Below are 10,755 nucleotides of genomic sequence, written 5' to 3'. Positions count from 1 at the left end.
TTTCTGTTCTCCTTTGGCACATAAGTTTGCCTCAAGATCTCTAGTTATGCATGGCTTGATTTTACGGGAGGGTTACAAGAGTTGTTGATTAAATATTGCATAAGAATATTTGATCGCCTGAACTCAATACACAGTTTTAATGGAAACTCATGATGAAGATTACACGCTTGTTCTTTCTGCTCTCTATTCTCTTGCTATGTCAAATTAGTTCCGCAGACGACTTACAATATAAAAACGAGGCAGAGGTTCAAGGTGCTGCGTTTGCATCGCTCATAACCAAGGGGCAATTAGTAAATAAAATTTTGATGAGTTGTACAAAAAATAGTACGGATTTCGAACCAATAGCGACCAAAGTTTTATCGTCGTGGACACAGAGAAATGAGAAATACTTCGTGCTCATTGCTGGTTTGCGAGAATCGCTACAGAAGTCGGCAAAAAACGAGGGACGTCCCGAGTTAGCTGAGGAATTGGAGCATGTGTATCTGCCAAAAATTCTAGAATATTCTGTGAGTACGATTTTGAAACAAATCGAGACTTCGTCAAAAGAACAAACAAATGAAAACTGTCTCAAATTTGCAGATCGAATTTTTTCCGGTCGTGGAGATATTGCCGCTGATTTGCCTGTTAAGGCTTTCCTTGATCAACGCCTTGCGACTAACGTTGCTGAAAATTTAGTTGTTCAATTTGAAGAAGATAAGGTGAATAGTGACAAGGAAGATAAATCGATCTTTCTAACACCAAAGCTTCTGAGTGAGTTATCTGCCATTGCTCCATTTAGTATCTCGACGATTGTTATTGAGAAAGATGGAAAATTAATAAAACAGAATCAACTCAAATTCGCAAAACATTTCGAACCGAAAGAAGGATCAGGCCTTGTTGACAAAATTCATGGTCTATTTGCTAGTGAGCTTCTAACCACGGTACGATTTAAAATCACATTGACGAATATTGATTCTGTCACAGGCACAATTTGGGCTCAAGGAAAAAACTAAACGCACTAGTATGACCGTTGGAATGATTGCCCTGATCCCATAACGCACTGCGCGATACATCAATAACACAGGCATAGGGTCAAGTCTCGATATGACACATTTCGATATGGGCAGAATGAGATCTTCCATGGCGGTAACGTCCAACTTTCATCATTTTTTCAAATCCATAAACATGAACACCAAACCATTCACCAAACAAAAAATCTCAGGCGATGCCGCCATCGCCTCCTTGATGCAACAACGAAACAGCTATTCTCAATCAGGCGATTACCCCTTCCTAATCGGCGAAGCCGACGATGTCGAGCGACTTCAAGAAGCGGCAGAATATAACGAACAATCAGTTGACGAGATTCTTCATGAAGCAGCGCAGTTTGACGTGGCGGCATGGGTGCGCGAGCGTCGTGCGGAAGCCGAGGAATATGAATTCAGCGAAGACGACACGCTAGGCGAGTGGCCTGGCGAAATCAATCAGAAAGGCGCGATCTCACTGCATCGCGATATCTTGACGAGCGAGGTGCGACCCGAGGTCTACTTAGGCTCAGCAAAAATAGCGCAGCCTTGGCATCTACCTGCAGCCTTAAAATATGGCGGCTGGAATGATTGCCCCGATCCCGTAGTGCATTGCGCGATGCATCGTTATTGGCAAAAAGAATTCGGCGCTGAGATCGTCGGCGTCTCAGGTGACGTGATCGAGTGTATCGTCAAAAACCCACCGCGCGATAAAGAAGCCGCAATCAAACTCGCATGGCAGCAATATTGGTATTGCACGGACATCGTCGATCAAGGCTGCGAAACTATCTCCAATCTCGCAGCGACGCTGTTGAATGCTGAGGTTTGGTATTTTTGGTGGGATTGAGGGTTTTTAGTGAATCATAGTCTCAAAAGTTTAGTTGGCATTGGGTGTCAATTTGCCCCAATAAAGTCAATTTTTGATTCCACTTTTCGATGAAAAATGAGTGGGTAGTTTGTCCATTTTGTGGATTTTCAGAGTGACGGGTTATTTGATTGTTTGGAGACGTACATGACTGGTTCCATCAATAAAGCGTGGATTAAAGATGTGATTTTCAAGCTATGCCGATTCGTGTGTTTCAGAAGTGTTGGACATTTAGCGATTTCGATCTTAGCAACGCTCACAATGTTGCCTTCTCCAGCTTTCTGTTTGTCGAAATCTTCCATGTTGCAAAACGGATCGATACAAGGAACTGAGGACAAAAAAACACAAGAAGTACTGGGGGAGATCAAGGACAAATTTTTACCGCCCTATCCTTTTTCGAAGGAAGAGTTTCTTGTCAATCTCGGGAGAATTTTGCTTACCAAAGATGGGCGTGTGGAAAAGAAAGTAGTTGAACAGGTTTTTCAATTAAAGATCCCCGAGCAAACACCATATAAGAGTAGAGATAGTGATGCCAATAAACTTCTCTTCCTCATATTACCTTGGCGGGACTGGTATCTTGGGATGGAGCTGCGGAGGAGGGAAAGAGAGTCCGAATTTCAAGTCTGGTTTGACTCCTATTTTTGTATAAGTATTCTCGAATTTCGTAGAGTTGCGCTTGATGCTGGCTGGGAACTTCAAAGTGAAGCGAGGCTCTATGGTCATCATGCACAGACTCGTGAATATTACCGAAAGAGCGATACAGGAGCCGAAATGTTTTTTGATATGTCTAGACCATATTTACAATGTATCGAATCGGTGTACGTGGTCGGACGCTGGTGATCACTTTACCCAAACTAACACAAAGCGCGGGGTCAGGCCTTACACAAAGCGCGGGGTCATACACAAAGCGCGGGGTCAGGCCTTACATTTGACATCACTCTTTCACCACCCTACACTCAACCGTAACTAAATCAACGGGAGACTGACATGGCGAGACCATTACGCATAGAGTATGCAGGTGCTTTGTACCACGTTACTGCACGTGGGAATGCACGAGCGAATATTTATGCTAATGACGATGATAGACAGCGGTTTTTATCGCTGTTGAAAATCGCGGTGGATCGCTATGATTGGTATTGCCACGCTTACTGTCTGATGGATAATCACTACCACCTGTTGATTGAAACAAACCGCGCAAGTTTGTCTGACGGTATGAAATTGCTCAATGGCTCTTATACCCAGTATGTCAATCGGCAGTATCAACGCGTTGGCCATGTTTTTCAGGGGCGATTTAAAGCGATATTGGTGCAGAAAGAATCCTACCTGCTTGAATTGGCGCGCTACATTGCCTTAAATCCGGTACGTGCTGGCATGGTGCGCAGTGCCAAAGACTGGCCGTGGAGTAGCTATCGTGCTACTGCCGGATTGGCTGAAGGCGTGGCATGTTTAACGACCGATTGGGTTCTGGGTGGATTTGCTAAGACAAAGAATATCGCACAGCAGCGCTATCGTGAATTTGTACAGCAGGGCAAAGGACAGCCTTCTCCTTGGCAGCGCCTAAAGAACCAAATTTATCTCGGTGACGACGATTTTGTACTCGATATGCAATGCAAGCTCGATCCCGAGCAATCACTCAAAGACGTCCCCAAAAAACAAAAACAAGCCCCGATCAAACCATTGGATTACTTCGTCAATTTGGGAAACACGCGCAATGAAAATATGGCACTGGCATACTTGAGCGGACACTATACACTTGAGCAAGTAGGTAGCCATTTCGGAGTGAGCTACGCGACGGTTAGTCGGGCTGTGAAACAAAACGAAAGTGGTGTTGATTGACTGCTGAATGTCAAATGTAAGGCCTGACACCATTATTCCTTGACCCCATTATTCCTGAATGTCAAATGTAAGGTCTTCCCCCCAATCCCCAGCAGGTCAAAGGACAGCCTTCTCCTTGGCAGAGCCTGAAGAACCAAATCTATCTCGGTGACGACGATTTTGTACTTACCATGCAATGCAAGCTCGATCCCGAACAATCACTCAAAGACATCCCCAAAAAACAAAAACAAGCCCCCATCAAACCATTGGATTACTTGTGAATTTGGGAAACACGCGAAATGAAAATATGACGCAAGCGTATTTATGCGGTCACTTACCGGGTGCTAACATTCCAATATCATGAATAAAATGTATTGATGTTAGAACTGCCCTTTTTTCCGCCCATTGATTGAGTTTGCCCTCTCTGAATAAGAATGAGGCAGTAAGCATGGCCGAGAGAATGGAGATAGAATGGGGGCAAGTCTTGGCATCGCCTATTTTGTTCCGCGCCCTTTTTATGTCCAGTCAGTTAAATTCTCTGCTGTTCAGTCACAACTAAGCCAATAAATTATTTCACTTTCAACGACCAGCATCTATGGGTTTGCAAATTTTTCCTCCGTTGCCACGTTTCAAACAATTACTCTTGCATACACTTTGGTTGCCACAGCCAGCCAATCAAGCCTTTATACCTGCGATCTTATCTCCTTCCATCATGTTGATGGTACGAGGTAGCGCAGAGATTGTGCATGCGGATGGACGGCGCGAAAGCCTGCCTCGTTTCTTTTTGCGTGGGCCTTTCACCGAGCCCATGTATGTCGAGTACGCGCCACAGACCATCACAATGACGGTCTGCCTTATTCCTGGCATGTTATCGAAAACAGTGGCTCTAGAAATCACTAGCCTACTCAATAGTTCTATGGCAATGGATCAAATTTTCGATCCAATATGTGTTGCTGCGCTCTTGAAAAAAATCGATGCAACATTTGAGGCGGGTAGTGAAGTAGGTGGTGATGCAGAGAGTAATGTACGTGGTGATGCAGAGAGTAATGTACGTGATTTTCATGCTTTTCTTGGCCAGGTTTTGCATGAGAAAAAAAAGAATATTTTGGGCGATGCCATTGTCGCAGCACATAAAAGAATCTTCTTCCCGATGATGGCACTAAGCGCCTATTTTGGTATAGGAGAACGTCAATTAGAACGTCGCATACGCACTACTTTCGGCGTCAATTTGCGTGAACTACGTCGCCTAGTTCGCTTCGGTTTTACTTTGCAACGTATCGCCATTGAAGGTTCAGCATGGGGGGATCTGACCCAAGTCGCACAAGATTCCGGTTACTACGATCAGGCTCACATGCACAAAGAATTTCAGGATATGGCGGGCATCAGCCCTACTCATTTATTGCAAAGAATCGCGGCACAAGATCCTGCTTATTGGGTGTATCAACTTAGCCCTATGGAGTTCCAAAACTTATTTATACCGCCTCAATGATGACGTGACTTACGCCTTGATGACGGCTCGGTACAAATTTGTCGCTTAGGTACAAGTATGATTTTAACTATGTGATTAAACTCCGGCTCAATTTTTCCACTCGGGAGTTGAGCATGCAAGCACTAGAAATTCTGAAAGAAGACCATGTTATTTTGGCGCGTCTGGATGACGTTGCCGATCTCGTCAGAACCAATAGCATGTGGTATTTATCCTTTGGATTGGCTTGTTGCGCGATCGAAATGATGCAAGCGGCCATGCCACGCTATGATATGGAACGTTTTGGCATGATTCCACGCGCTAGTCCACGGCAAGCTGATTTGATGATCGTTGCGGGAACATTGACGAATAAAATGGCGCCCGCGCTGCGCAAAATTTACGATCAAATGGCCGAGCCGCGTTATGTTATCTCTATGGGTTCATGCGCTAACGGTGGTGGTTACTATCACTATTCTTACTCTGTCGTTCGTGGCTGTGACAGGATTATTCCGGTTGATATTTATGTGCCGGGATGTCCACCTACAGCCGAGGCGCTAATCTACGGCATATTACAGTTACAGAATAAAGTACGCAGACAAAATGCCATTTTGCGATAAGGTAAAGTCGGCGCAGTTCTTTCTTAAGAAATAATTTATTTGTAAAGGATTTAAATTAGCCTCTTCATTGTGAACGAGTTTTATAACCATCCAGGTTTAACTTCAAAAGCTAGAAATAGATCTATCTATCATGATTAAAATCGTCTTTAAAGGAACTCTATGTTTGAAAATTTGTTGAGTAAAGTATGTCAGTCTCTTGATTCACAAATTCAGGTGCAAGGAAAAACAGAATATTCCCGCGCTCTGCTTTTTCTAAAGAGAGTGCCGTCCATTTTCCGAAACATTGTGATGTCCGCATTGGTGGCGATACTATTTACGAAAGGTTTTGCATCTGCGCAAACAGTTCGCTCTGAGGCCACTATCTTGTCGGATGCGAAGTCCTTCATGGCAAGCTATGCGGAGGATTTACTCGCAGGAAAAAGAGATGTCATTGTTAATCGATATGATGCGCGAGGTTCTTATCGCCTTGGCGAGGGACGTAAAGCTTTCGTCAGCCCTGAAGAGTTGAAGAAACAATATAGGGAAAGATGGCTCGCTCCTATCGCGATGGCATGGCGTGATCTATCGTATGAAGTCATTGGCACAGAAGGTGTATTGGTGATGGGCTTGTTAGATTGGGAAACTTCTCCTGACAGCAAGACGACTTTTTCTTACACAGGGCTGCTGACCTATCAAGACGGCGTTTTGAAATTGAGATTGGAAGACGAATCTAGACGCATCCCGCCTCCTGTCGTGATTAAGACTGAGGCTGGTGCGACGAAGTGAACTCGGTAAGGCAATAACCGCAAGCGTATTGCGCCTTATGAACCTTGATTATGGCGATACTTCATTTTCTTTGGTGCAGTGGATTCGCAGATAAATTGCTTTGCCTATTTTTTCTACATGGCGTTATTTTGAAATATTTGCAATATATTTCACATATATTATAATAATTGGTTTTTATGAGTACACGTTCTTTTAAATAAGATTAAAGATAAAACACCTCAACATCTTATTTCCCCAACTTTTCAAAAGCGAAATTATGTCTACCCTACGTGTATTTTTAATCTGTTTTTTATTTCACTATGCCTTTAGTGCCCACCTTGCTTTTGCTCAATCATCGACGCCTTCAAATATTCAACTGCGCATGCGCGAGTCCGTAGACAATGAAGATCAAGCGAATCTCATGCGTTTTCAGGACATCAAATTTGCCAACGCTAAATTTAATGGCCTACATTTATTAGACAAAAATTTCAAAATCAGTATCCGTGATTTTGTCAATGGCAAATTGGTGAAAACTTATGAAGTCTTCGACTCGCGAGAAGATGATTATTTCAAAATAAAGAAGGACAAATTTAGATTTAGCGTATTGGTGCAACGTACTCCGCAAAACAAGGCAAAGTTTGCTTTTTATTTTGATGGATTTAGCGTTGACAGGGAATATGACATCGAAGTCGATCAAAAGGATTTTGCTTTAAAAAGCTTCCAAGGCAGAAAAGAATACGTCGATATCGCACTAAATACCAACAACACTATATTGACCTTTATGCAGCCATTTAAGGCGGCCGATGGCTCTACTAAATATTGTGATGTTGTGCAGTCAGATGTGAAGCCGGAAGAGTTAGGCAAAAAATTTGCGATTCCCCGTTATTTTTTAATCGATATCCATTTTGAGTAACACGTTAAGTGTAATTATTTCGTAAGGCAATAGCCTTGTATGGGGCACGATGAGGCCGAGCCCACCCTACGATTCTGCTATCGAACTCGGTAAGGTGTAAGCTTTTCGTAAGGCACAACAACAAGGTTTATCCGCCGCAGTATTCGCGGATTTTTACTTTGCGTTTCCGGTGCGGCGGATAAACGCTATTCGTTTTAGGTGGAACCTCAGACTATGTCGATGACTAAGTTTTTAACTTTTGCTCCTAGCTGCTGCCGCGTACAAGCACCGGCTTTGATTGCACGAAACACGCGTTGGTTTAATTGCTTCGTAATACTCACCGCAATGTTGGCCGTGGGTTGCACGAGGGAGCATGTTCCGACGAAAGATCTGGGGGCGGATATCGATGAGGTCGCCAAAACGCTGATCGAGCAACCGCTGCTTCATTCGACCTCAATCGGAATCGTATATCGGGGCAAGGAATTCATCCGTCACCGTGGCGACATGGAAGTCGGAAAGTTAACTCCTCCAACTGATGCGACACTCTACGAAATTGGGTCGTTGAGCAAGACCATGGCGGGAACCATGATGGCTAATGCCGTTTTGGAGCGCAAGTTGGGTCTGGACGACGATGTTCGGATATATCTACGTGGGGACTATCCAAATTTACAGTACAAGGGTGAACCTATCCGTATCCGTCATTTGCTGTCGCACACGAGCGGCCTACCAAATATGTTGCCGGAACGCGTGAACGAAGTGCTTAAGAACTTTACTAAGCACAGTACGCCAAACGAGCTCAATGCCGTATATATGCATTATGGAAAGGCTGATTTTTTTAGGGATTTGCGCACTGTCAAAATTAGTCAGATGCCAGGGAAAGATTATGCTTACTCCGGTACCGGAACGGAACTTACTGCGCATATTCTAGAAATGGTTTACAAAACAGACTACGAAACTCTGTTCGGCAGATTTTTTCGCGATTCTGCCAATATGACTGACGTAGGAATCAGACTCAATGTTGCCGATGTAACCCGGCTTGCGGTTGGCTATCACAGCGATAACGCGGCACCGACCACGCCGATGCCACAGTTGCCTTGGGGGGCATCAGGGAACGTGAAGGCGACCGTCCCAGAGATGGTGAAATACCTTAAGTTTCAGCTGGCCGGAGGACCTGTCGTGACGGAATCGCATCGCAAGCTCGTTGAATTCGATTCCGAGTTCAGTATCGGCTACTTTTGGAACATCGTCACAGGTGATCGCGTGAAGGGCGATTACTATTCTCATCATGGTGGAGTGCCTCGCTCGCAATGCTACATTTACATCCTACCAAAGTACGATTTGGGCATATTTGTCATTACCAACCAGAGTGGCGACAAAACTGCGCGAGCCATGGAAAACGCAATCAATACATTAGTTGAGAGGATCGCCGCGCGAGAAAATGCAGCTGGTAAGGGTTTGCCCAAATAATGGCAATAATTCTTGGTCTCTCTTTTGTTTGGCGCGTTCATCGTATGCCAGCAGTAACCACCGTAACCCAGATATTTGGGAATATCGAGGATTAAAGAATGACACTTTTAAATAACGCGATCGCAGTCATGTTTCTGTCGTTCATCATTGGATTCATCGCGGATCTTATACTGCGCCGGATGTCTTTTTATGAATGGATGAGCGCGCGCTTCTTGTTTGCGGATTCAAAGACATATGAACGTCTTGGGGTCGATTGGTTTCGGAAGATTCTGCTGGCGACGCCGCTACGGTTGTTCAATACCAATATCAAACTGCCGAAGAATCGTGACCTGCAATTGCTGAAGGATATTCGAGCGCACATTGCGACCGCTGAAGTATCGCATTGGGTGGGCTTTGCTGTGATGACGGTACTGACGGTCTTTGCGTGGAGCTCATACGGACCGAAGGTAGGACTCAGCTTTGTCTTTTTCAATGCTGTCGGCAATCTCTACCCGTGTTTGCTCCAGCAATACAATAAGCGACGTTTGTATCAGCTTATTGCCGCCATGGAGCGACGCAAGTAACGGATAAAAAATATTTGCTATGCGCTATTTAACCGCCCAACCAAAATTAAACTATAAATTATGACAATGAAATATTTAATAACTATTTTATGTTTTGCATTAATTGGATGTAAAAATCCTCAGCAAATCAGTAAACAAAATGTTGAAAATGCAATTACAAAAAATGCGCTTCAGTTATTAGAGGACAAAAGATTTCATTCTGTTTCCGTTGCAGTGTATAAAGATGGGGAATCAACAATAAAACATTTTGGAGAATTAACTATTGGAAAAGGCAACAAACCAAACGATTCTACTCTTTATGAAATAGCTTCTGTAACTAAAACTTTTACAGGTTATATAGCCGCGAAAGCCGTACTTGATAAAAAAATAAATTTAGATGACGATATTAGAATCTACCTTGATGAACCATATCCTAATTTAGAATTTAATGGTGAACCAATAATAATTAAACACCTCATTACACATACAAGTGGATTTCCTAATATGCCAATAAGAAGTGAAAATAAAAAGGCATTTTTTGAAGGATTAAAACAAATCAAAATTAAAACGAAACCAGGGGAAGTATACTTTTATTCCAACACAGCTCCAGAGGTGACTGCATATATACTTGAAAAAGTGTATAAAAAACCTTTTGAAGAATTGGTAACTGAATTTATTTTGAAACCAAACAAAATGAATCTCACCAAGTTTACACTCGATGAAAATGACAGAATAAGATTGGTAAAAGGTTATAACGATAAAAATGAGGTAATGCCTAACTTCAATAGAACTTTATGGGGTGGAATTTCCGGATTACATTCTACTACTTCGGATTTAGTGAAGTATATGAAATTGCAGCTTGATCAATCAAATCCTATTATTAACGAAGCGCATAAAAAATTGTTTAAAGAAGGTTCGGATTTTTGGGCTGGCTATCATTGGTACATCATAGAAGATGGTGATGAACTGATTATTAGACATCACGGAGGAATCTACGGAATGCAGAATTGGTTTGTGATTTATCCTAAGCGAAATATAGGAATCTCCATATTGACAAATACTAGCTTTAATGGAACAGGGGGAATTTTGGAAAAGGTAGTTAATAATTTGTATGACGACATCAATAAATACAAACTAAAAAAATAAACGCACTTAATAGTAGTTTGACAAAACCAAAAAGACAAAAAAGGGCACCCATTATCCCCCAAGAGCAAATCACGAAATCACGGGGTCAAACCTTACATTTGACATCAATCTTTTGCCATCCTAGACTCAACCGTAACTAAATCAACGGGAGACTGACATGGCGAGACCATTACGCATAGAGTATGCAGGTGCTTTGTACCA

11 protein-coding genes are annotated in these 10,755 nt (G+C 43.0%); all 11 read left to right on the top strand.

Annotated features, from left to right (window positions below):
- Positions 1–152: 152 nt before the first annotated feature.
- The 11 genes from AC1RR2_RS20725 (at position 153) to AC1RR2_RS20675 (ending at position 10,554) form a co-directional block, all read left to right on the top strand.
- Entirely contained in the window at positions 153–992 is an 840-nt protein-coding gene (locus AC1RR2_RS20725; protein ID WP_493224187.1) for a hypothetical protein, read from the top strand.
- A 172-nt stretch (positions 993–1,164) separates the two neighbouring features.
- Entirely contained in the window at positions 1,165–1,848 is a 684-nt protein-coding gene (locus tag AC1RR2_RS20720) for a DUF4253 domain-containing protein (protein WP_493224186.1), read from the top strand.
- A gap of 165 nt (positions 1,849–2,013) precedes the next feature.
- Positions 2,014–2,706, top strand: a complete 693-nt coding sequence (locus AC1RR2_RS20715) for a hypothetical protein (protein WP_493224185.1) — start codon at positions 2,014–2,016, stop codon at positions 2,704–2,706.
- Between the two features lie 147 nt (positions 2,707–2,853).
- Positions 2,854–3,702, top strand: coding sequence for an REP-associated tyrosine transposase (locus AC1RR2_RS20710; protein ID WP_493224184.1), 849 nt, complete (start codon positions 2,854–2,856; stop codon positions 3,700–3,702).
- Positions 3,703–4,276: 574 nt separating this feature from the next.
- A complete protein-coding gene (locus AC1RR2_RS20705) occupies positions 4,277–5,170 on the top strand; it encodes a helix-turn-helix domain-containing protein (RefSeq protein WP_493224183.1) in 894 nt (297 codons plus the stop codon).
- 113 nt (positions 5,171–5,283) lie between these two features.
- On the top strand, positions 5,284–5,763 hold the full coding sequence (locus tag AC1RR2_RS20700; RefSeq protein WP_493224182.1) for a NuoB/complex I 20 kDa subunit family protein: 480 nt from the start codon (positions 5,284–5,286) through the stop codon (positions 5,761–5,763).
- Between the two features lie 288 nt (positions 5,764–6,051).
- Positions 6,052–6,528, top strand: a complete 477-nt coding sequence (locus AC1RR2_RS20695; RefSeq protein WP_493224181.1) for a hypothetical protein — start codon at positions 6,052–6,054, stop codon at positions 6,526–6,528.
- A gap of 256 nt (positions 6,529–6,784) precedes the next feature.
- The gene (locus AC1RR2_RS20690) at positions 6,785–7,420 is read left to right on the top strand and encodes a hypothetical protein (protein ID WP_493224180.1); all 636 of its coding nucleotides are present in this window, start codon (positions 6,785–6,787) and stop codon (positions 7,418–7,420) included.
- Positions 7,421–7,633: 213 nt separating this feature from the next.
- Positions 7,634–8,866: a serine hydrolase domain-containing protein gene (locus AC1RR2_RS20685; protein WP_493224179.1), complete on the top strand. Its 1,233-nt coding sequence runs from the start codon at positions 7,634–7,636 to the stop codon at positions 8,864–8,866.
- Positions 8,867–8,964: 98 nt separating this feature from the next.
- On the top strand, positions 8,965–9,429 hold the full coding sequence (locus AC1RR2_RS20680; protein WP_493224178.1) for a glycosyl-4,4'-diaponeurosporenoate acyltransferase CrtO family protein: 465 nt from the start codon (positions 8,965–8,967) through the stop codon (positions 9,427–9,429).
- Positions 9,430–9,495: 66 nt separating this feature from the next.
- On the top strand, positions 9,496–10,554 hold the full coding sequence (locus AC1RR2_RS20675) for a serine hydrolase domain-containing protein (protein ID WP_493224177.1): 1,059 nt from the start codon (positions 9,496–9,498) through the stop codon (positions 10,552–10,554).
- Positions 10,555–10,755 lie beyond the last annotated feature (201 nt).

The sequence above is a fragment of the Undibacterium sp. GW821-FHT11H02 genome (assembly GCF_058808015.1).
The sequence above is the reverse complement of the archived record's forward strand: the minus strand, read 5'-3'. Positions and strand labels throughout refer to the sequence as shown.

Excerpts from the sequence above, each read along its gene's own strand:
- AC1RR2_RS20685 (WP_493224179.1), top strand. The coding sequence starts at position 7,634 with ATGTCGATGACTAAGTTTTTAACTTTTGCTCCTAGCTGCTGCCGCGTA.
- AC1RR2_RS20715 (WP_493224185.1), top strand. The coding sequence starts at position 2,014 with ATGACTGGTTCCATCAATAAAGCGTGGATTAAAGATGTGATTTTCAAG.
- AC1RR2_RS20675 (WP_493224177.1), top strand. The coding sequence starts at position 9,496 with ATGAAATATTTAATAACTATTTTATGTTTTGCATTAATTGGATGTAAA.
- AC1RR2_RS20720 (WP_493224186.1), top strand. The coding sequence starts at position 1,165 with ATGAACACCAAACCATTCACCAAACAAAAAATCTCAGGCGATGCCGCC.
- AC1RR2_RS20705 (WP_493224183.1), top strand. The coding sequence starts at position 4,277 with ATGGGTTTGCAAATTTTTCCTCCGTTGCCACGTTTCAAACAATTACTC.
- AC1RR2_RS20695 (WP_493224181.1), top strand. The coding sequence starts at position 6,052 with ATGTCCGCATTGGTGGCGATACTATTTACGAAAGGTTTTGCATCTGCG.
- AC1RR2_RS20710 (WP_493224184.1), top strand. The coding sequence starts at position 2,854 with ATGGCGAGACCATTACGCATAGAGTATGCAGGTGCTTTGTACCACGTT.
- AC1RR2_RS20725 (WP_493224187.1), top strand. The coding sequence starts at position 153 with ATGAAGATTACACGCTTGTTCTTTCTGCTCTCTATTCTCTTGCTATGT.
- AC1RR2_RS20680 (WP_493224178.1), top strand. The coding sequence starts at position 8,965 with ATGACACTTTTAAATAACGCGATCGCAGTCATGTTTCTGTCGTTCATC.
- AC1RR2_RS20700 (WP_493224182.1), top strand. The coding sequence starts at position 5,284 with ATGCAAGCACTAGAAATTCTGAAAGAAGACCATGTTATTTTGGCGCGT.
- AC1RR2_RS20690 (WP_493224180.1), top strand. The coding sequence starts at position 6,785 with ATGTCTACCCTACGTGTATTTTTAATCTGTTTTTTATTTCACTATGCC.